Origin of the sequence: Cohaesibacter sp. CAU 1516 (assembly GCF_005771485.1) — a bacterium.
Classification (GTDB): Bacteria; Pseudomonadota; Alphaproteobacteria; order Rhizobiales; family Cohaesibacteraceae; genus Cohaesibacter; species Cohaesibacter intestini.
The window spans coordinates 280,546-301,709 of record NZ_VANT01000003.1; the positions used below are offsets into that span (position 1 = coordinate 280,546).

At 56.6% G+C, this 21,164-nt stretch carries 20 protein-coding genes; 6 read left to right on the forward strand and 14 right to left on the reverse strand.

The genetic code is table 11. The features are described 5' to 3' along the window. Positions 1-25: 25 nt before the first annotated feature. From FDK21_RS10940 to FDK21_RS10960, 5 genes are all read right to left on the reverse strand, one after another. Positions 26-805 (reverse strand): SDR family oxidoreductase, encoded by a 780-nt coding sequence (locus tag FDK21_RS10940; protein ID WP_114007753.1) that lies wholly within the window; start codon positions 803-805, stop codon positions 26-28. Continuing rightward, positions 792-1,745: an electron transfer flavoprotein subunit alpha/FixB family protein gene (locus FDK21_RS10945; RefSeq protein ID WP_138148529.1), complete on the reverse strand. Its 954-nt coding sequence runs from the start codon at positions 1,743-1,745 to the stop codon at positions 792-794. The genes FDK21_RS10940 and FDK21_RS10945 overlap by 14 nt, the downstream gene beginning before the upstream one ends. Before the next feature lies 1 nt (position 1,746). Beyond that, entirely contained in the window at positions 1,747-2,559 is an 813-nt protein-coding gene (locus FDK21_RS10950) for a hypothetical protein (protein ID WP_138148530.1), read from the reverse strand. After that, positions 2,559-3,878 (reverse strand): MFS transporter, encoded by a 1,320-nt coding sequence (locus FDK21_RS10955; protein ID WP_138148531.1) that lies wholly within the window; start codon positions 3,876-3,878, stop codon positions 2,559-2,561. Before FDK21_RS10955 ends, FDK21_RS10950 begins: the two co-directional genes overlap by 1 nt. Before the next feature lie 213 nt (positions 3,879-4,091). Continuing rightward, positions 4,092-5,576 (reverse strand): FAD-binding oxidoreductase, encoded by a 1,485-nt coding sequence (locus tag FDK21_RS10960; RefSeq protein WP_171022036.1) that lies wholly within the window; start codon positions 5,574-5,576, stop codon positions 4,092-4,094. A 317-nt stretch (positions 5,577-5,893) separates the two neighbouring features. Between FDK21_RS10960 and FDK21_RS10965 the strand changes: the two genes are divergently transcribed. After that, on the forward strand, positions 5,894-6,598 hold the full coding sequence (locus tag FDK21_RS10965; protein ID WP_138148532.1) for an SIS domain-containing protein: 705 nt from the start codon (positions 5,894-5,896) through the stop codon (positions 6,596-6,598). 29 nt (positions 6,599-6,627) lie between these two features. On the opposite strand, the gene FDK21_RS10970 is transcribed toward FDK21_RS10965, so the two are convergent. Further along, positions 6,628-7,434: a metallophosphoesterase gene (locus FDK21_RS10970; protein WP_138148533.1), complete on the reverse strand. Its 807-nt coding sequence runs from the start codon at positions 7,432-7,434 to the stop codon at positions 6,628-6,630. Between the two features lie 221 nt (positions 7,435-7,655). Here FDK21_RS10970 and FDK21_RS10975 point away from each other — a divergent pair, with 221 nt between their 5' ends. From FDK21_RS10975 to FDK21_RS10985, 3 genes are read left to right on the forward strand one after another with little or no spacing between them, the layout of a single operon-like run. Beyond that, the gene (locus FDK21_RS10975) at positions 7,656-8,738 is read left to right on the forward strand and encodes an ABC transporter ATP-binding protein (RefSeq protein WP_138148534.1); all 1,083 of its coding nucleotides are present in this window, start codon (positions 7,656-7,658) and stop codon (positions 8,736-8,738) included. 20 nt (positions 8,739-8,758) lie between these two features. Continuing rightward, entirely contained in the window at positions 8,759-9,691 is a 933-nt protein-coding gene (locus tag FDK21_RS10980; RefSeq protein WP_138148535.1) for an extracellular solute-binding protein, read from the forward strand. Continuing rightward, on the forward strand, positions 9,691-11,394 hold the full coding sequence (locus FDK21_RS10985) for an iron ABC transporter permease (RefSeq protein WP_138148536.1): 1,704 nt from the start codon (positions 9,691-9,693) through the stop codon (positions 11,392-11,394). The genes FDK21_RS10980 and FDK21_RS10985 overlap by 1 nt, the downstream gene beginning before the upstream one ends. 40 nt (positions 11,395-11,434) lie before the next feature. On the opposite strand, the gene FDK21_RS10990 is transcribed toward FDK21_RS10985, so the two are convergent. The 3 genes from FDK21_RS10990 to FDK21_RS11000 are packed head-to-tail and all read right to left on the reverse strand — an operon-like array spanning position 11,435 to position 14,453. Beyond that, complete coding sequence (locus FDK21_RS10990) at positions 11,435-11,695, reverse strand: hypothetical protein (RefSeq protein WP_138148537.1); 261 nt, start codon at positions 11,693-11,695, stop codon at positions 11,435-11,437. Then, positions 11,692-14,187 carry a ferrous iron transport protein B gene (gene feoB, locus FDK21_RS10995; protein ID WP_138148538.1) on the reverse strand — a complete coding sequence of 832 codons (2,496 nt, stop codon included), beginning with the start codon at positions 14,185-14,187 and terminating at the stop codon, positions 11,692-11,694. The genes FDK21_RS10990 and feoB overlap by 4 nt, the downstream gene beginning before the upstream one ends. After that, positions 14,184-14,453: a FeoA family protein gene (locus FDK21_RS11000; RefSeq protein WP_114007764.1), complete on the reverse strand. Its 270-nt coding sequence runs from the start codon at positions 14,451-14,453 to the stop codon at positions 14,184-14,186. The genes feoB and FDK21_RS11000 overlap by 4 nt, the downstream gene beginning before the upstream one ends. 252 nt (positions 14,454-14,705) lie before the next feature. Between FDK21_RS11000 and FDK21_RS11005 the strand changes: the two genes are divergently transcribed. Together FDK21_RS11005 and FDK21_RS11010 are read left to right on the forward strand one after the other, a co-directional pair. Continuing rightward, a complete protein-coding gene (locus tag FDK21_RS11005; protein ID WP_114007765.1) occupies positions 14,706-15,020 on the forward strand; it encodes a hypothetical protein in 315 nt (104 codons plus the stop codon). A 199-nt stretch (positions 15,021-15,219) separates the two neighbouring features. Then, positions 15,220-16,005, forward strand: a complete 786-nt coding sequence (locus tag FDK21_RS11010; RefSeq protein ID WP_138148539.1) for a DUF4198 domain-containing protein — start codon at positions 15,220-15,222, stop codon at positions 16,003-16,005. 93 nt (positions 16,006-16,098) lie between these two features. Here FDK21_RS11010 and FDK21_RS11015 read toward each other — a convergent pair whose 3' ends face one another. The 5 genes from FDK21_RS11015 to FDK21_RS11035 are packed head-to-tail and all read right to left on the reverse strand — an operon-like array spanning position 16,099 to position 21,087. Continuing rightward, positions 16,099-16,740, reverse strand: a complete 642-nt coding sequence (locus FDK21_RS11015; RefSeq protein WP_138148540.1) for a nucleoside/nucleotide kinase family protein — start codon at positions 16,738-16,740, stop codon at positions 16,099-16,101. Positions 16,741-16,750: 10 nt separating this feature from the next. Continuing rightward, positions 16,751-17,599 (reverse strand): sugar phosphate isomerase/epimerase, encoded by an 849-nt coding sequence (locus tag FDK21_RS11020; protein ID WP_114007768.1) that lies wholly within the window; start codon positions 17,597-17,599, stop codon positions 16,751-16,753. 2 nt (positions 17,600-17,601) lie between these two features. Then, positions 17,602-18,597 carry an ABC transporter permease gene (locus tag FDK21_RS11025; protein WP_138148541.1) on the reverse strand — a complete coding sequence of 332 codons (996 nt, stop codon included), beginning with the start codon at positions 18,595-18,597 and terminating at the stop codon, positions 17,602-17,604. Beyond that, positions 18,594-19,589 (reverse strand): ABC transporter permease, encoded by a 996-nt coding sequence (locus FDK21_RS11030; RefSeq protein WP_114007770.1) that lies wholly within the window; start codon positions 19,587-19,589, stop codon positions 18,594-18,596. The genes FDK21_RS11025 and FDK21_RS11030 overlap by 4 nt, the downstream gene beginning before the upstream one ends. Beyond that, a complete protein-coding gene (locus FDK21_RS11035) occupies positions 19,582-21,087 on the reverse strand; it encodes a sugar ABC transporter ATP-binding protein (RefSeq protein WP_138148542.1) in 1,506 nt (501 codons plus the stop codon). The genes FDK21_RS11030 and FDK21_RS11035 overlap by 8 nt, the downstream gene beginning before the upstream one ends. Positions 21,088-21,164: the final 77 nt, after the last annotated feature.

A 21,164-nucleotide genomic window follows, 5' to 3' on the forward strand; every position in this document is an offset into this window, starting at 1 on the left:
CAAGAGCCCTTCCGGTCGGACATTATCAGCGCATCAAATAGCCACCATCGACGGTCAGCACCGTGCCATTGACATAGTTCGAGGCCGGACTGGCCAGAAAGACAGTCGCACCCATCAAGTCAGTGGTCCAGCCCCAACGGTTGGCCGGAATATGTGAGAGAATTTCTGCATTGCGCTTTTCATCCTTGCGGGTCATTTCAGTCAGCGGCGTTGCATAATAGCCCGGAGCGATGGCATTGACCTGAATGTTGAACTGGGCCAGTTCATCGCACATGGCCTTGGTCAGGCCGACAATGCCATGCTTGGTCGAGGCATAAGCCGGAGACCATTGCCCGCCCAAAAAGGAAAAGAGCGAGGCGATGTTGATGATCTTGCCGCTTTTTTGCGCGATCATGTGGATGCAGGCTTCGTGGATCATTTCAAAGGCGGCGGTCAGGTTGACCGAGACCATCTTGTCCCACTGGGTGCGGCAGAATTTGGTGACATCCTTTTCGTTGATCGAAATGCCCGCGCAATTGATCAGAATATCGACGCTGCCCCATTGCTCCATGCAGGCGTCGACGACACGCTTGCATTCTCCTTCCTTGGTGATGTCGGCTTCGATGAAGCGATATTCCACTCCGCAGGCCTCGACGAGAGAACGGGTGGTGCCATCATCTTCCATCAGGCTAGGCACCATGATGTTGGCGCCCGCCTTCGCTAAGGCGGTCGAGAAGGCCTGTCCGAGACCACCATTGCCGCCGGTGACAATGGCATTCTTGCCCTTGCAAGAGAAGAAATCCATATTGAAGTCAGACGGTTCCATTGCTTTGCTCCTCCTTGATCTTATTGAGCAACTTGTCGACGAATGTGAGTGCATCGCCTTTGACGACGATATCGGAAAGGCTGCAGATTGGTGCATCCACATTGGTATTCACTGAGATGATATGCTCGGCATCCGCAAGCCCCACGACATGCTGGATGGCACCGTTGATGCCAAGCGCCAAATAGAGACGAGGGCTCACCCTTTTGCCCGACTGGCCGACCTGTTGGCTGCGATCAGCAAAGCCCGCATCAACCATTGCACGGCTGGCAGAAACCGCACCGCCCAACGCATCGGCCAGCGGCTGAAGGGCAGCAAAATCACGCGCAACGCCGCGGCCACCGGAAATCAGGATATCACTGTCAAGGATGTCGGGCCGATCGATCTCTTGCCGGGCAATCCGTCGAATATCGCTGGCAGCAAGGTTCGGAAGCTGGGGGCGAAGGATTGCGGTTGGGCGCTCCGCTTGGTCAATGGGCACAAACCGGCGCGGCTGGATGGTCAAGACCAACGGGCGTGCTGGATCGGCTTCAAAGCGGCCAATCGCTTGACCAACATGGGTTGGGCGCTCGATGATTGCCTTGCCCTGCTCGTTGCCAATGGCCGAGACAGAGGTGACGATTGCAGCCTCGATCCTGACCGCGAGACACGGGGCGCAGTCACGACCCAACAGATCATCTGCCATCAGAATGGCGTCATAGGCGTGGGTCTGGTGCAAAGCCGCCATCACCCCGCACATTTGTCGTGCATCCGATCCATCGATGTGGTGATCACGCACGTCGAGGATCGCATCGACTTTGCCCTTGAGGGCATCGCAGGTGCCGTGGATCAGCAGGACATGAAGCTGACGGCCTGCATCGGGGAACAGCGCATCGGCTGCAGCGAGCAGCTCCTGTTGTTCCCGATCCCGTTCCGGGTCCATATGGATGAGTATCCGGCGCATGTCAGATCAGTCTCTCTTCGCACAGATAGTGATAGACCTGCGCGATGCCCTCGTCATTCAGGTCAACCTTGCGTGGGTTTTTGCGTCGTTTTTGCCGTTTCATGAGACCTGTCAAACGGATGACAGCGTCGCATGGCTGTGTGTTTGCCTCTTCAGGCCCTTCAATCATGTCGCCTGGACAGCGCAATCTGTGCGAGACATCCTTGGCCCGATCCTTGAGACGGACATAGGGCAAGGCATAGTCACTGCGTGCGTCAAAGCCAAGAATGGCAGGCCCACGCACCGCGTAACGTGTCACAAAGCGCCCTTCCCGCCGTTCCAATTCGCCGCAATGCTTGGTGAAACGGGTGTCATCAACCCGGCAGATGCCGGAGAGATGGTCGATCCCGAGGACGCCCGCCAGAGCCGGGGCCAAAGGGGCCGCCGCTTGGCCATGGGTATCACTTCCGGTGAGGATCCAGTCATAGTCGGCAGCGGGAAGACTGCTACCGACCATCTTTGCCAGAGTAACTGTGTCGCTTGTTGCCATCACGGTTTGTGGTAGCAGGGTCGCCTTGTCCACCCCCAGCCGCAGGATGTCCTCGATGTGGGGAAGCGCTGCTGAGGTGGCCAGAGCCAACAGGTGAAGAGACAAATCCGGTATCTGTTGGCGCAGAGACAAAGCGAAGCCTAGGGCTGCCGCATCGTCTGGACACAGCCTTCTGTGGCAGCCATCCCGGATGGTGATCTCACCCCGGATGGTGGACTGGCTGTTTCCAAAAGGATCCATCCAGTCACCATCCGGGACAAAGCGGGCGACACAGACAAGCTTCATCAGCCTTGCACCACCACGCCGCTCGGAGCCTTTGCCGCAGCGGAGGTGACCCTCGCGTCGACCTTGTTCAGGCGTTCATAGATGATGGCCAGAAGGATGCCGATCACCCCAAGCGCCGCCGAGACGAGGAAGTAGGCCGTGTAGCCTCCCTGATCGCCATAGGTGGTCCAGAGATAGGAGTTGAGCTGCGGCAGGATGATATCCGGCAGATAGCCGATCAACGAGATAAGGCCGATGGCGGTGCCCATCATCACGGCTTCGATCTGTGACTGGCCGAGCAGTGACCAATAGGTGCCACGCACCGCATAGAGGAAGGCCCCCAGCAGGATGATCAGAGCCGAGAAGAGAGTGGCCGACAAGCTTGTGGGCATCATGACAAGGATCACAAGCAGAGACACGGCACCCGTGATGGCCACAGCGTTGGTATAGGCCCGGCCAATACGGTCCGCCATGAAGCCCCCAATGAAGCCACCGACCGGGCGCATCCAGAGGACGATTGCGGTGACGGTTGCCACACTGACCGCATCCATGCCGACATTGGTCTGCAGGAAGCCACCCAGATAATAGACAGTCCAGAAGACGGTATAGCCCATGAAGATGATGGCGCCCATCAAATAGACATACTTGTTGGTCAGCAGCTTGCCGCAATCGGCCAAGCGGAACTTGTCATCGTCGCTATGTTGACCGGAGGCAACGGCATGCTCTTTGAGCTGTTCGTCGCTCTCGACAAAGAAGGCAATCAGAACGGCAGCAGCCAGCACAATGACGGAGAAGATATTGATGACAGCGACCAGCGCTTCGCGCTTGTCGGCAATCTCGATGCTGTTGCCAAGGATCCAGGCAAAAGCTGCCAGACCGATTGTGCCCATCAAGGCTTCTACCACGCCGCGGCCACCATCCAGCACCCCAAAGAAGCGACCAACCTCTTCCGGTTTGGCCAGCATCTTGACCAGTTTCATATGGGAAGACCAGAAGGTGAAGACCGAGAAGAAGCCCCAGAGGAAGAAGACAATCTTGACCGAGCCTTCCGATGGCACTGTGCCGAACCAGAAGCCACACAGGGCAACCCCGGCCAGCGACGTGGAAATGAGCCATTTGGCAGAGAATTTGTCTGCCAGATAGCCCGAGGGCAGATAGCCGATGATATAGGCGGTGCCAAGCACCGAGTAGAAGTCATTGAGGCTGGTCAGCGGCAGATTGTAAACTTCGAGAATCGTTTCCTGATAATTGGTGCGCAGATAGATCACCGGATAGATGGCACCGGCGGCTAGCAAAACCAGAAAGAACTGGAAGTAACGCCGTAGATTTTCCTTGGGCATGAATGTCCTCCCGACATAGAGACAATGAACACAAGCGACGCGAAGCAATGCCTCCCATTCTTCTCGTCGCTGTTGGTTTGATCAATGTTGGTTTGGTCGGGGGATCCTGCCCTTGGCAAGGTGATGGCCTTGTCGGTGTCAGGGAAGCTGCGCCCCGATCCGGTTGGGCAGACGTGCGGGATATCGCCCCGAACGCCCACCCTTTGATGTGACTTAGTTTTCGTCCTGATAGATGTATTTGTTGACTTCATCCTGCGGGAAAATGGTCCCGTGGTTCATGATGCCGTTTGGATCAAAGGCCTGCTTGAGCTTTTCGAGCATGTAATAGGCCGAGCCATGTTCATCTCTGGTCCACTCGGAGCGATATTTGCCGATGCCGTGATGGTGGCACATGGAGCCGCCATGCTTGATGGTCTCTTCCACGATGATCTTCTGGATCGGATGGTGATAGGCAAGCAACTCATCTTCTGGCGCACAATGGATGTCGTAATTGTAGACGAAATACATGTTGGTGCCGTTGATGTAGGAGTGGGAGGAATGCCCGCCCAACATGGTGAGATCTGTGGCCCGTTCGAATTCGTCGCGGATGCGAGCGATGACCCGGTCGTAGATGATGGGAATAGTTTCCCAATCCGCCGAGATCTCGGTGGTGTAACCGGCATGACTGTCGCTTTTGCGCATCTCTTCAAACTCGTCGTCAATGTCCTTCTGGGACCAGTTGAGACGATTGAACCAGTTGGCAATCAACGCGCTGTCCACCTGCTGGATGATGCCATCCTTGAAGGTCTCGACGGCGGCTTCGATGCCTGTGCCGGTTGCCTCGACAATGCCTTTGGGGCCTTCTACCATGAAGAGCAGGACGCATTTGTTATCGTGGAAGTGATAAAAATGCTGGGCGGCATCCTCTTCGGAATAGACGCGGGCGACGGAGGGCCGGAAGCCGTTGACCATCACTTCACGCAGGATCTTGATACCGGTCTCCACATCCTTGACCAGATAACCGTAGAATTTGTTGTTGTCCGGATAATATTTGAAAATCTTGATGGTGACTTCGGTGATGTAGCAGAGCGCGCCTTCATTGCCGATGACGATATGACGAATGTCCGGGCCACCAGCGCGCCGGGAGACATTCTTGATGCGCGAAATGGTGCCATCAGGAAACACCGCTTCCAGACCGACCACCATATCCTCGATGCCGCCATAAAGGGTCGAAAACTGACCGATCGAGCGGGTGGCGACCAGACCGCCATATTTGGCTACTGGTTTGGATTGGGGCGAATGACCGGTGGTGAAACCGATTTTGCGCAGCTCGTCTTCCAGCTGCTGCAAAGGCACACCGGCCTGCACCGTGGCCTGGCTGTTATAAGGGTCAAGCTTGATGATCTTGTCGAGCTTCAACGTGTCGACGACCAAGGTCACGTCTTTCCAGTTTTCCAGCCCGCCTTCGGTTGCGGTCATGCCGGCACGTGGAATGACATTGATATTGTTGGCGTTGCAGAATGACAGGATTTTTGCGACTTCCTCGGCATCGCCCGGATAGACGATGGCAATGGGGGCCGGAACGTCGAGAACCTTGCGCGCCTTGGCGTATTTCTTGTAGCGGTCCGCAGACGCGTCATACAAGGCATCCGGATCGGTGTTGATCTGTTCGGCGGGTATGATGGTTGCAAGTTGGTCCAGAAGCGTGACGGCGTCCAATGTAATTCTCCTGTTAGAACCATCCGTGCGGGGATTTTGCAACGCGGATGGCGGTCAGTTCCTGCTCGCTTGAGGTCAGACCTGTGGAGAGCGGCCACGTCACTCAAGCAAGCTGAAAAGTTTCCTTCGTTCTGACAGGAGGGTAGGACTCAATGGAAAATTATTCAAAATAGATCGGGAGATTTTCTATTTTTATGCACTATTTGGTGTGTTTATGGAAAATTTTCCGAAACAATAACGGAAAATTTTCCATTTTGCCTATCCTTTCAGGTCGAGACTTGCTACGATAGCCGGACAATGCAGACAGGATGGCGCGTATGATCAATATCGACTTTGGCATTCTCAATCCACTGGAGAAGAAAATCCACGCGGCTCTGACCGATCAGAGCAAGTATGTCGATACGATCCGCATCACCGACGCCGCCGCTTTATGCAATTGTTCGGTGTCAAAAATCTCGAAATTCACCAAGAAGCTCGGCTTCACAAACTATAAGCAATATCTGGATTTTCTCTATGGCCGCACCCAATTGCGCGCTGATCATTCCTCCGAGCTTGATCGGCTGGAAAGCTTCATTCAGACCTTTGACAGCCAGAAGGTGCGCGACGTTGCCAAGCTGATTGCCGAGAAGGACAAGCTGGTATTGCTGGGCTATGGGCCATCCTATGTTTGCGCCCAGTATTTTGAATATCGCCTCAAAACCTGCAGCAACAAGGCCACCATTGCGGTGCCGGACGAATGGTCGGCCCGCACGATGATCGATGACAACAGCCTGCTGCTGATCCTGACTGTCACCGGCAGCTTCAAGAGCTTTGCCGATATCTACAAGGACAGCGAGGAAAAGGGAGGCAGCGTTGCTCTGATCGTTGAGGAGTATAATCCCAACCTGATCCGGCAATATGACAAGATCTTCTGCCTGACGCGGGAGGTCCAATCGCGCGGCCTCAAACCCTATGAGAAGAACCGCACCCTGTTCTTCATTTTCATGGAAGAGGTGATCCGGGAGTTGACCCGGATGCCCTGATCCGCTCCCGTAGCGTATGATCTTGCGGCCTATCTCAGGGCGCAACTATCGGTGACCACGGTCATGAACCGATGCTTGCCCTGATGCAGATGCAAGCAGGTCAATGGACCACCACCCACCGCCTTGGTGTCGATGCCTATGCGACCCTTGCCCATCCTCGGCATCGGCGCGGGGCTGTGGCCATGAATGACCAACCGGTCGGAGGCCTGCTCCTTCACGAGAAACTCGTCCCGGATCCAGAGCATATCCGTTTCTTCTTGCGCTTCTATTGGCACGCCAATGCGCAAACCTGCATGAACGAAATGAGCCTCGGGAATGGTCAGCGACAAAGGCAAGGCTTCAAGGTAAGCGATATGTTCTGGCGGAATGCGCGTTTCTAATTCAGCCTTCAAGTCAGCCTTGGATCCTTCCTTCGCAACCAGCTTGTCGACATCAATGCCATAGGACATCAGCGTTTCACGACCGCCCCAGTCGAGCCAGTGGGCTTCAAGGTCGGGCTGATTGATGAATTCGAGAAAGGCCTGATCATGGTTGCCGCACAGGCTGAGCCGCTCGATGCCATCGGGCAATTCTGACAGACAGTGATCGAGCACACCCTTGCTGTCCATCCCGCGATCCACCAAATCTCCGAGATAAAGGATCAACTTGGCCCCTTTCAAATCGGCAGCGATTTCAAGGATACGGGCCTCCATTTTTTGCTGCACATCGAGACAGCCATGGACATCGCCGATGGCGAAGATGTGGTCCGGCGCAACGGGCAGCGACAGGCGCGCCCGCCCGCCCATCTCTTCAGCCAGATTGGTGGCATGGTCTGCCGGAAACGATCTCATGGTCATGTGGATCCCCCACGCCTGAAGTGTATTTGCCAGATCAAGCCTTGTAACCGGATTTGGTGCTGAAAGCCAACCGGCTTGTCATCGGATCAGACTGTCCGACGGTTTCAAGCCGTGGCCGACAGCTTCATTTCCCTGTCACAAAACGGATACACAATTGTCATTAACACATTTTAGAACGCACTGACTCTTTTCCAATCCAACTTTGATCAAGCCATTTTTGCATGTCCCTATCCTCCGCCTCTCCCTTGGCCCTTTGCATTCGGGCGCTTTCCATGAGCTATGGCGAAAGCCAGGTGCTGTTCGACATAGATGTCGATCTGGCACCGGGGCAGGTGCTGGGACTGTTGGGACCGTCCGGCTGTGGCAAGACAACCTTGCTGCGGCTGATTGCCGGTTTGCTGATGCCCGATGCAGGACAGATTGATATTGCCGGACGGATTGTTGCCGACCGCAACGGGGGCATTGCCCATCCACCAGAAAAGCGTGGTCTTGGCATGGTGTTTCAGGATTATGCCCTCTGGCCGCATCTCTCGGTCGCCCGCAATGTGGCCTTCCCGCTGGAAATGCAAAGAGTGCCGGCGGCCGACTGCAAAGCCCGCGTGATGGCTGCCCTTGACCGGGTTGGTCTTGGCGCCATGGCCGAACGCCGCCCGTCGGATCTGTCTGGCGGTCAGCAACAAAGGGTGGCGATTGCACGGGCGATTGTCGCCGAGCCGCCGTTGGTGCTGTTTGATGAGCCTTTGTCGAACCTCGACCGCGAACTGCGCGAGACGATGATTGATGAACTGGGCGATCTGGTTGCCGATCTCAATCTCAGTGCGGTTTATGTTACGCATGATCATTCCGAGGCGCTGACCCTGTCAAACAAGGTTGCTGTGATGCAGGGCGGACGGATCGAGCAACTGGCATCGCCTGATGTGTTGATCCATGCGCCGGCGACCGCCGGAGTGGCTGATTTTTTAAGGCTCGGTAGCCTGTTGCCAGCACGACGGACTGTCGATGGCTGGGTTCTCGACCCATCGAACATCACCCTGCCCGCCAACGGGTTTGCAGCAATGACCGGCGAGCGGGCCCAAGTGTTGCTGCCCGAACAAGCCCTGCGGCTGGATGGTTCGGGCGCGCAAAGCCTGAAAGCCGAAGTGATGCGCAGCCAGACCCGGACCACGGGCAGCGCACTCACCTTGAAGATCTGTGGCACGGATCACCTGATCCGCTTGCTCAGCCCGACCAAAGCAAATCCCGGCGCCATGCTGGACCTGACCTATTCCCCGAACGACCTGCGCTGGTTCCCGGCCGCGCCTTAACTTACAGATTGGAGACTGACATGCGTAACCTGATCCTCGCCCTGGCCGCCGGCCTGATGGCAACCACTGCCGCTCATGCGGACATCACCGTTTATTCCGCAGGCCCCGGTTCTCTGGCCAAAAACCTGATCAAGGGTTTCACCGCCAAGACCGGTATCAAGGCCAACCTGTTTCAGGCAACAACCGGCAAGGTGATGGCCCGTCTGGAAGCCGAAAGCGCCAATCCTGTCGCAGACGTGGTTGTTTCTGCCAGCTGGGGCACCGCCACCGACTTTGAAGCCAAGGGTCTGTTGCTGCCTTATGCCAGCCCGAATGCTGAAACCGTGCCTGACTTTCTGAAAACCAACGGCGCTGTCGCGCAGGGTGTCGCCGGTATCATCATTGGTTGGAACTCGAAGTCCGGCACTCCGAAACCGGCCGACTGGTCCGATCTGGCCAAGCCAGAATACAAGGATCTTGTCACCTTGCCGGATCCGGCAGCGTCCGGTGGCACCTATACGCTGGTTGAAGCCTTCACCGCCAACGGCATGACCGATGTGCTCGAGGGCCTCAAGGCCAATGGCGCGATTGTTGCTGGTGCCAACAAAGCAGCTCTGAACCCGGTTCTGCAGGGCGCAAAAGCGGCTGTCTTCGCTGGTGTTGATTACATCACCATGGGAGCTGCGGCCAAAGGCGAGAGCGTGGAAGCCATCTTCCCGACCTCCGGCACCGTGGTCGCTCCACGGCCGATGATGATCCTCAAATCCTCCAAACAGCAGGAAGAAGCCCAAAAATTCATCGACTATGTTCTGTCTGCGGAAGGTCAGAACGAAGTGGCCAAGGTCTATCTGATGCCATCACGCACCGACATCAAGGTTGATCGCCCACTGATCGGTGACCTGAAGCTTCTGTCCAAGGATGGTGCGCCATCCCGTGAAGACGTTCTGGCTGGTTTCAAGGGCATCTTCAACTGATGGCACGGGGGGCGATAACATCAGGCGCCGAAGGCAGTGCACTGCTAAGATGGATCGCCACCATCGGTCTAATGGTGATTGTTGCCATCCCCGTCCTCTTCATCGTCATTCAGGCGATTTTTCCCAACATCGGGAGCGGCTCTTTTGCCGCTCCTTTCTCGCTCTTTCTCAAGACGCTCGCGGACCCCGAGTTGATCGGGCTTGGTCGCAATACATTGTTTTTGGGGGGTGGCACCCTCTTTTGCGCGGCCCTGTTGGCAGTGCCACTGGCAGCCTTGCGGGCGCTTTATCGCATTCCCGGTGCGCTGATCTGGGACGCGATCCTGCTGATCCCCTTCATGATTCCCCCCTATATTGCTGCCCTTGGCTGGATCATGACCTTGCAGCCGCGGGGGTATCTGGAACAACTGACAGGCATCAATCTGGCCCCTCTGCTCTTCTCGGTGCCCGGTATCATGATCATCATGGGACTGAATACCTTCTCAGTCGTCTATTTCGTGCTGTCGCGGACTTTCGAGACCATTGGCGCACGCTATAGCGATGTGGGGCGGGTGTTCGGAGCGGGCCAGTGGCGGTCCTTCTGGCGCATCACCTTCCCACTGGCGATGCCGGGGTTGGCGGCAAGTTTGCTGCTGGTCTTTGCCATGTCGATCGAGGAATATGGCACCCCTGCCGCCCTTGGTCGCCGGATCGGCTTTGAAGTGCTGGTGACGGGCATTGAAAACCGAATATCCGAATGGCCAATCGATCTGCCCGGAGCAGCAACCCTGTCTTTGGTTCTCGTGCTGCTGGCGCTGGCTGCCTTCATGGTGCAACGCTGGCTTTTGACCCGGCGGGACTATCGCATCATTGGCGGCAAGCCACAGGCCAATGACAAGCGTGATCTGGGTGTCTGGCGATGGCCGTTGACCTTGTGGTTCGCCTTTGTCGCCTTTCTCGCCACCGGCTTGCCAATCCTTGCCATTTTGGCAACGGCCTTGTCGCGCACCATTTCCGGTGGGCTCGCCTTGTCGAATCTCGGATTTGACAATTTCCAGCAGTTGCTCGGTGTCGGCAGTGATGGGCTGGTGGCCCTTGGCAATTCGCTGACGTTGGGCGCAGTCACTGCGCTTTTTGCGGGGCTTCTGGGGGCAATCACCGCCTATTCGGTGGTCAAGGGGCGTGGGCGCTTGCGCATTGTGCTCGATGGGTTGTCGATCACACCCAATGCCCTGCCCGGCGTCGTGGTGGCCGTTGGCATCATTCTGGCATGGAATCAGCCATGGCTGCCAATCACCCCTTACAACACGCCCTTCATTCTGTTGCTGGCCTATATCTGTATCCTGTTGCCGCAGCCGGTGCGCTATGCGACTGCCTCATTGCATCAGTTGGGTGACAATCTGGAAGCCGCAGCGCGGGTCTCCGGCTCGGGGCCTTTGCGAGCCTTCTGGCGGATCATCCTGCCGCTGATCCTGCCCAGCATGATCACCGCGATGATCCTCGTCTTTGCAGTGGCCTCGCGCGAACTGGTTGCGTCTCTGCTGGTGGCTCCGGTCGGTTTTCAGACCATCGCCGTTTTCATCTGGCAACAATTTGATCAGGGGTCGATGGGGCTTGGGATGGCAATGGCCTTCTCGGCGGTTGTCATCACCACCCTGATCCCGCTGGCATTGATTTCCTTATTAAAGCGGCTATCCCATGGCAACGTGGCGGGCCTCAACTGAGACCTTTCTGCTGAGACCTTTCTGTTGCCCGGCGCAGCGATTATGCGTCGGTTTTGCCAACGGGTCTTTTAAGGGGCGTTTTGGTGTCGAACTCGATCTCACCGGGCACGCAGGCCGAGCAGGTCGGACCGCCAGAGGTGCAATCGGAACAGGCTCCGCGTTTGGCCCAGAGTTTGCGATAGAGATAGAACAGCGCCACGGCCACAATCAGAGCGACGGGCAACAGATCCCAGAGACTGCCTCTGCTGCTCTCAAGCAAGGTGGAGGTGGCGCTCTCAGCCGCATGTGCCATCATCATCATTGTCCCATCCTCCCGCGTCTCGCTTCATTGCGCCCACTGACAAGTCCCACAAGGATCAGTAAGGCCAGTGCCGACAGATAAACCATGGTCATCATCTGAATACCGGTCACCCCGGTCATGTGACCAATGGTGAAGACAAGACTTGAAACCGTCAGCCCCAGCATGGTGGGAAACAGAATGGCAAACAGCATCCATTTGTAGGATCCGGTCTGGACCTTGACCATGACGGTGGTCGCCAGACAAGGCGGATAAAGCGCAAAAAACAGGATCATCGAAACGGCCAGCAAGGCGGTGGCGCCAGCAGCTTCGGTCTCGGCTCCCATGCGTTGTTCCAGCGTGGCATTCTGATCTTCATCCTGCTGGAACAGGACCCCGAGGGTGGCAACCGAGCTTTCGCGAGCGGCAAAGGAGGACAACAAAGCCACATTGATCTTCCAGTCGAAGCCGGCAAATTGCGTCACAGGTTCCATCGACCGGCCGACCATGCCGAGAACGGAGTTGGTAATCCGTGCCTCTTTCATGACCCGGCGGATCGACTTGCGGGTCTTGACCAGTTTTTTCAGAGCCTTCCCGGCTGCCTTGGCCTGCTTGTCGCCTTTCGGTGCTTTGACCAACGCGAAGTAATCCGGGTTGCGGGCCTGAAAGGTGTCATTCACGGCCTTTGAGGCCTCAGCGCCGGAGGCATTCAGCTTGGCCCGCTTGAAGTCGGTGTAATAATTGACCAATCCAACAATGTGGGCGTTGCCGGCAAATTCTTCATAGGCATTGCCGCTCATCTTGGCCTGAAACGCCTCGATGGCAGCCATCCCTTGGGCCTTGAAGTCATCCATGCGCTCATCCGACAGGCCGGGAAACTGCAGCAGGGTGAAGACGACCACGGCAACGGCAACGACGATGGTGCCAACCTTCTTGAGATAGATCCATGTGCGCTCGAAAGAGCGGCGCAATACTGCGGTGAGTGTTGGCATATGGTAGGCGGGCAACTCCATCACGAAGGGGGAGGTTTCCTGCCCTCTGAGCACGGTAACGGTGAGCAGTTTCGAAACCAGCAGCGCAAAAATGATGGTCATGGTCGAGATGTAGAACATCATCAGCGACTTGTCTTCGACGAAGAAGATGCCGAGCAGCAGGGTATAAAGCGGCACTTTGGCCAGACAATTCATGAAGGGCACGGCAAAGATTGTCGCCATGCGGGCACGGTTGTCCGGGATGCCCTTGGTCGACATGATGCCCGGCACCGCGCAGCCCCCGGCAAATACACCACCAAGGATCAGCGGCAGCGTGCTCTGGCCATGCAGGCCGAACCGATGGAGGATCTTGTCCAGAATGAAGGCAATCCGGGCCATATAGCCGGAATCTTCCAGAATCGCGATCAGCGCAAACAGGATGATGAAGATCGGTACATAATTGAGCAGGGTGTTGGCCGAATCCACCAGCCACAACCCCATGGAGCGGCTGTAAGGGTCTTCCAGAAACCCCGCATCGGGCAACAGGCCCGCCATGATTTCGCGCAAGCTGGCAAGGAATGGCCATGTATGATTGGTCAGCTCATATCCCCAGACAATGGAAATCTGATAGATCATGAAAACGGTGAAGACCAGAAAGACCGGTGCCGCCCAGCGATTGAGGACCACCCGGTCGATCTTGTTGGAAACGGATTCCCCGGCATTCTGGCCGCCCTCCACATGGGCATCGAGCAGCCTTTGTACCTGTTGATCGCGCATCGCTATGACATGATCGGATGCCGAGAGACCTTCAGCCACTTCAAAAGACGCCGCCATGCTTCTGGCCGCTTCAAGGATCGGAGCAGCCTCGGCCGAGCCAATCGTTTCAGCCAACAACGTCTGGGCCTGACTGTCCTGTTCAAGGAGCTTGATGGCCAGCCAGCGTGCAGGCAAATTCCAACTGGTGGCACAACTGGCTACAGACTCTTCAAGCTGCTCGATCCGGGCTTCAAGTGCCCCATAATCGATGGCGCAGTCGGGCTGTGGTCCACTTTGGGCCGTGTGAGAGATGGCTTCGCGCAGGGCATCCCGCCCCACAGCTTTTGACCCGATGGTTTCCACCACCGCCAGTCCCAGTGTCCTGGAGAGCCCTGCCAGATCGACAGAAATGCCTCGCCTTTTCGCCATGTCCATCATGTTGAGGGCCAGCACCGCCTTCAGCCCCATTTCCAGCAACTGGAACGTCAAATGCAGCGACCGGCGCAAATTGGAGGCATCCACAACATTGACTGCGACATCTGGTCGCTCCCGGATCAGGAAGTCTCTGGCGACCCGTTCTTCGAGCGAAAAGGAGGTCAAACTGTAGGTGCCCGGCAGGTCCACAGCTGTGACTGAGAGGCCTTCGAAATTGTAGCGGCCATACTTCTTGTCGACCGTCACCCCCGGATAATTGGCGACATGCTGTCTGGCACCGGTCAAGACATTGAACAGGGTTGATTTTCCCGCATTCTGCTGGCCTGCCAGGGCGACCTTGATTTGCTTGGTCATGATAGCTCCCTGATCACCTCTATTGTCCCGGCTTCCCGGCGGCGCAAGGTGATGTCTGTCGCGTCCAACCTCAGCTCTATGGGATCATTCAAGGGAGCCGCTCTGACCACCTCAACACAGCTGTTGGGCATCAAGCCCAAATCCAGAAGCCGCTGCCGCACCGCTCCGACCGCATTATGCTTGCGGATACGCACCCGAGTTCCGGGCAAGGTATCGTTTAAAGTCAGAGGCTTAGTCAGCTCTTCCTGCATTGGGATCTTGGTCATGAAAGCACCGGGTCACTAGAGGCTATCTCATATGGCCATCCGATAGGAGAGGTCGGGACGATCAGCATGAGAATGCGAATGATTACTATTTACAACAAACGGAACCGAGAATAAAGTAAAAGTTGAGGAGAAGGTTCAAATTTACACCTCTCTGAAAGTAGAAGATGTCTTTTGGAATGATTCTTAAAAGTAACTTTCGTTCCCTTTGATACTTTTACTATAGGTATTTCTACTATTCGGGATAAAACGCAAATGAAACAACTGATCGCCCTTTCGATGTTTGGCTTGATGACACTTGGTGGTCCTGCCCTCGCCCATACCCCCGTTTGCGCCTGCTACGACAATGGCGACGGCACCGTCCTGTGCGAAGGCGGCTTCTCCGACGGCTCCTCGGCATCCGGCGTCGGGCTGCTTGTCTATGATGGCGACGACAAGCTGATCCTTGAAGGCAAAATGAATGAAGACAGCGAGTTCGAGTTCAACAAGCCCGATGGGGACTATCATGTCATCTTTGACGCAGGCCCCGGCCATGAAGTGACTATTGACGGCAGCGAAATCGTCGAGTAGCTGCCAAGGCAGCCACAATCCATCGATGTGATGGCCCGGTTGACTGACATTTGTCCACCAGCCACGCCAACGCATCGCCTCCCTCCTCCAACCCGTTTCACACTCCGAAATCAGATCAACGCCGACGGACTGCTGTTCGGCGAACGGGAAGCCTTTGGCTTTTCGCGGTCTGATGGAGGCGCAAACAAGGAATGAATGCATGAAATCCCTCCTTTCCGGCGTGGCCATTGCTGCCATTGCCATGACCTCTCAGGCGAACGCCCATTTTCAGTTGCTCTATACACCGCACGTGATGCTGGACAAGGCGCAGGAGATTCCGCTCAAACTGATGTTTGGCCATCCGATGGAAAATGGCCATGCGATGGATATGGGCAAGCCAGACGCCTTTGATGTCTATTTCAAGGGCAAGAAGAAAGATCTTCTTCCCACCCTCAAGCCGATCATGTGGACGGGCGCCCACAACGAAGCGCACGCCTTCGAGACGAGCTACAAAGTCAAGCGCAATGGAGACTATATCTTTGCCCTGACCCCTGCCCCCTATTATGAAGGCAGCGAAGACATCTATATCCAGCAGATCACCAAAAGCTACGTCAACAAGGCGATGCCAACCGATTGGAATGTGCCGCTTGGCCTGCCAACCGAAATCGTTCCGCTCAACAAACCCTATCAGAATTTTGTTGGCGGCACCTTCACCGGTCAATTGCTGTCCGGAGGCAAGCCGGCGGCGGGCGTTGAATGCGAGATCGAATATATCAATCCGGCCATTGATGTGGAGAAGAACGCCTTTTCCAAGGACGCCTCAGGCCCGGTCCCTGACAGTGCGATGGTTGCGGTTACCGATCCCAGCGGCCTGTTTACCTTCGGCTTGCCGCGCGCTGGCACCTGGGGCTTTGCCTGTCTGGGCGCCGGTCCGGTGACCGAGCATGAGGGCAAAGCGCTGTCGCAGGACGCCGTGCTCTGGATCGATGTCAAACCCTTCCAGTAGGCGGAACGTCGCGGCCTGTGACAAGGCCAATAACAAAGACCCGGCTTCATTGCGAAGCCGGGTCTTTGTTGGTGTTTGCAATGGATAACGGTGTCAGCGGTTCGAGCGGTAGGCAATGTCCGCCTCGATGCTACGCTCAATCACGGCACGGCCATTGGGCAGGTCATTGCCATCCAGCTTGTGCTGGATTTCTTCCTCATTGAGGCCATACCACACCCAGCGACGGCGCAAACGGCGACGCAGCTCTTCTTCCGGCACATCAATCAAGATCGTCATGTCGAAATAGGGATGCAGTTGCCGCCATGGCTCATCCTTGAGCAGCAGATAATTGCCCTCCACCAGAATGAGTTCCACATCAGACGCGATAATCCGGGCGCTGCCACGGGAGATTTCCAATTGCCGGTCAAAGACCGGGACCGCAACGCGAGTCTCGGAGGGATCTTTCAAGCGCTGAAGCACCGAGCGAAGACCGCCGACATCGAAGGTATCCGGCGCGCCTTTCCATGGCCGCCTGCCCATTTCGTGCAGAACCGCATCATCATAATGGAAGCCGTCCATTGGCAGGACGGCCACCTTGCCCGGATGCAGCGCTGCCAACGCTTCATACAAAGCATCGGCAGCGGTGCTCTTGCCAGAGCCGGGAGCGCCGGCAATGGCAACAAATTTCCGCCCCTGTCGCCCATCCATCAAGGCGTCGACACGGGACAGCAGCGCTTCAAATTGATCCAGTTTCATCGATATCCCATCAAATCAGATGATATTGCTCGGACTTGTTGCGCAGGAAAGACAGGCCTTTGGACATGACCTCGTCGTGGTTGTTGGCAACAGGCCGCCAGACCGACAAACCATAGGCGACTTCCGGCGGCATGTTGATGAAGCTTTCCATTGCCAGCCCGCCCTTGAAGTTGATGGCGCGCAAGGTAGCAAAGATTTCATCCCAGTCGCAGGTTCCCTCGCCCGGGGTCCCCCGGTCGCTTTCGCTCAGATGAATATATTTGATATAATCGCGGGCGTCGAGAATGCCGTTGCCTGCCCCCTTCTCCTCGATATTCATGTGATAGGTATCGAGATGAATGAAGATATTGTCCGCGCCGATCCGCTCGATCATGTCGCGGGCCTGCCAACCGGTGTTGATCAGATGATTCTCATAGCGGTTGACCGGCTCGATACCAAGCTGCAGGTCCAGCTTCTTGGCGTAGGCGGCGATTTCAGTCATCACGCGGGCGATATTGTCATATTCCGCCTGCACGGGCGGCACACCGGTGCGTTGGCCAATGCCGCCATAGATGACACCGCTGAGGGCCTCTCCACCGAGGGCCTTGGTCTTGTCAACGGCCAGCTTGAGATAGTCGATTGCCTTGTCCGGTGCGACGGATGCCCAGCATTCTTCTGGCAGGCCGAGGGAACAAACGGCGCGCAGCGCATTCTTCTCGATCAGGTTGCGGGTATGGTCTGTATCTACATCGTGGGGTCTGAGCATGGGAATTTCGATGAAATCGACACCATATTGCTTGGCACCGGCCACCGCACGCTCGGCACCTTCGCGGTCCCAGTTCATGGTCCACATGCTTGTATGAACGCCAAAGCCTTCCATGGTCATTCCTTTCTTAAATAGCTGATTAAAATCTTGATGTGATGAGACCTGAGCATCATCACCGCAATCAGGAACAACCCCCACACGGCGGTGGCGAGATGCTGGTTGGCACCAACCAGATTGAGGCCCGAGGACAGGATTTGCAGAATGAAGAGCGAGATGACCACCGGCACCACCCGACCATGCCCACCGAACGGATCAACACCGCCAAGGAAGCAGGCCAGAACCGTGATCAGCAACAAGGCTTCGCCGTGGCCAACGCGCACCGAGTTGAAGCGCGCCGCCATCAGAATGCCAGCGATGGCGCAGAGCAGACCCGAGAAAGCATAGATCAGCACCAAGGTTCGCTTGGTATGAAGACCCGCATATTCGGCGGCCTGGATGTTGGAGCCGGTCATATAGACCGAAAAGCCGTGACGGGTGCGCTTGAGCAGGATATGCCAGCCCACCGCTACCAGCAGGAACAGGATGAACGGCACTGGAATGCCCATCACGCTGCCATGACCAATCACCCGCATATAGTCGGGGAAGCCGGAAATGTCGCCGCCGCGAGTCAGGAACTCTCCCAAGCCTCTGAGGAACACCATCATGGCCAGCGACACCAGAATCGGGTGCGCTCCGACATAGGCGACGATGGCTCCGATGGCGGCACCGGCCAGCATGCCCACTGCAATGGCTGCGATGACGCCAATGATGAACGCCTCGATACCAGCGTCCGGGCCACCAAATTGCAGCAAGACCCAAGCCAGTGTCAGGCCGGAAATGTTGGCGGTGTAAATGATCGCCAGATTGAGGCCGCCGGACAGGACTGGCCCGAGCATGGCAAGCGTCAAAAAGCCAAGCAAAGGCAGCTGATAGCCCATCGAGGACAGGCTGGGGACGGTCAGAAATTGCGGAGCGGCCAGACTGAAGGCCCCTGCGATGACAACCAGTAGCACCAGCAGGCCGGAGGTGTCCGAGCCGAAGACCGACGTTCGTTTTGAAGGTTGCTTGCTCATTTTGCAGCCTCCCTTCTGAATTTGAAGAGATCGGAGAAGTTGAGGTTCGACGTTGAAATCGCCACAAGAATGGCAGCACCGATGATCATCTGGAACGCGAAAGGCGAAACGCCGAGCAGGTTGAGACCATTCTGGGTGACGGCAACAAACATCACGCCAATGACACAGCCAAGGATCGAGCCTTTGCCGCCGCCAAGGCGGGCACCGCCCAGAACAACCGCGGCCAAGACATCAAGCTCACGGCCAAACAGGGCATTGGGGACCACTTCCTGCACGATATTGACCTGCATGAGACCAGCAATGCCCGCCATCATGCCCATCCAGCCAAAGGCCAGCGCCTGCATGGCGGCCACATTGACCCCGGCCCGTCGCGCCCCTTCGGGATTGTCACCAAAGGCATAGAGCTGGCGACCAAGATTGGTGCGGCGGATGAGGATCCATGTGGCAATGACACAAACGATCATCACCCCGACCGAGAGATTGAGCTCGGCCCATGACCCATCGGCAAGTTCATGCTCGAAGATGAAGATGCGATCGGTCAGCCAATCGGGCAGGTCATAGATGCTGCGACCACGGGTGAAGAACATCAACAGACCGAAAAAGGCATTGTAGGTGGCGATGGTGATGACAATGGTGACGACCCGGAATGTGTGGATCAGGATCATGTTGATCAGGCCAAGGCCGATGCCAATGATGGCACAAATGGTGAGCCCGAGGACCCAATTGCCACCATCAAGGGAGAAAAGGATCTGGACGCCAACATATTGCACCACCGAGGAAGCCACGGCGAAGGAAATGTCGATGCCGCCTGCTATCAGCACCACAAGCAGGCCGACCGCCCAGATCAGGTTAATCGCATTGTTGTTGAGAAGTGAGGTCAGATTGACCAGAGTGAAGAAGCTGTCTGTCAGAAGGGACAGGGCAAGGCAGATGGCGAGAAGCACCACGGCCATGCGGACTTCGATCTTGTTGTCACGCAGGAAGCTATGCATAGATCCGCTCCTCCAGCTGTGGCACCGTGATGTCGTGCGGATTATACGCGTCGACGATGCGGCCATCGGCCATGTGCAGAATCCGGTCCGAATGGAACATAACCTCGGTGACCTCATCCGAGATGAGCAGAATGGCAAGGCCATTCTCGGCAAGCTTGCGCACGATGCGGAAAATTCCGGCGCGAGCGCCGACATCGACGCCGACCGTGGGACTATCGAGAATGAGCAAGCGCGGATCGGTTGCCAGCCACTTGGCAAGAACCACTTTCTGCTGGTTGCCGCCGGACAGGGACGAAATCGGGTCGTCCTGATGGCCGATCTTGACCCCGAGATCCTTGATCCAGCTGCTGACCAGCTGTTCCTTCTTGGTCATGGAAATGAGCGGCACTTTCATCAACAGCTTTTGCAGCACCGAGATCACCGTATTGTCGGCGATGGATTGCTTTTGCAACAAGCCCAGTGTCAGACGATCCTCTGAGACATAGGCCATGCCCTTGCGAATTGCGTCGCGGATGGAGGAGGGTTGATAGGTCTGGCCATCAAGGGTCATCGCACCGGTATCGGATCGGGTCATGCCCATCAGCACATGGGCCAGCTCGGTGCGCCCCGCACCGATCAGACCAGTGAGACCGACCACCTCGCCGGCCCGAATGGTCAACGAGACATCCTCGAATTCACCGATGCGGCTGAGATGGGACACTTCAAGCACCGGCTCGGCATCGGTCAGAGTGCGGGCATCAACAGAATGCTCGATCGTCTGCCCGGTCATCAACTCACCAAGCTTGGCCTGTGTCATAGTGTCGGTGGAATAGACACCGACCAGTTTGCCATCCCTGAGCACAGTCACCCGCGATGCAATGTCGATCACTTCGGCCAGCCGATGGCTGACAAAGACCACGGCAACCCCATCGGACGACAGCTTGCGGACAATGGCCAGCAAGGCGTCGGTTTCCGACTTGGTCAGGGAGGCCGTTGGCTCATCCATGAAGATCAGTTTGGCGTCATTCATCAGGGCGCGGGCGATGGCCACGATCTGCCGCTGGGCGATGGGCAACGCTTCGAGCGCCATATCCATGTCGAGGGCTACGCCGAGGCGTTCAAGGACTGCCTTTGCGCGTGCCCGCATGTGAGCGCGATGAACGCCACGCGGTCGCAAGCCAACCAGATCGTCAAAGGCGATATTTTCCTGAACGCTCATATGCGGGAAGAGCGCCAGATCCTGCCAGATGACCGACACGCCTTTGGCGCGGGCCTGAGTGGGTGAAATGGAGTTGAGCTGTTCGCCGAACAACTCCATTTGGTCTGCCTGTTCGGGCTGATAGACACCGGTGATGACCTTGATAAGTGTGGATTTGCCGCAGCCATTTTCTCCGGCGAGACAATGGACCTCGCCGGCCAGAACTTCGAAATCCACATTGTCGAGTGCTTGCAAGCCACCAAATGCCTTGGAGATGCCCTTCAGACGCAGCGCGAATTGCTCGCGATTGCCATTCGTCATTGTGTCTTGACCTTGTGAGAAAATGGGCGCGCGAGATAGCTGTTGTCTTGATTGCTGCCTCGCGCGCCCGCTCTGCT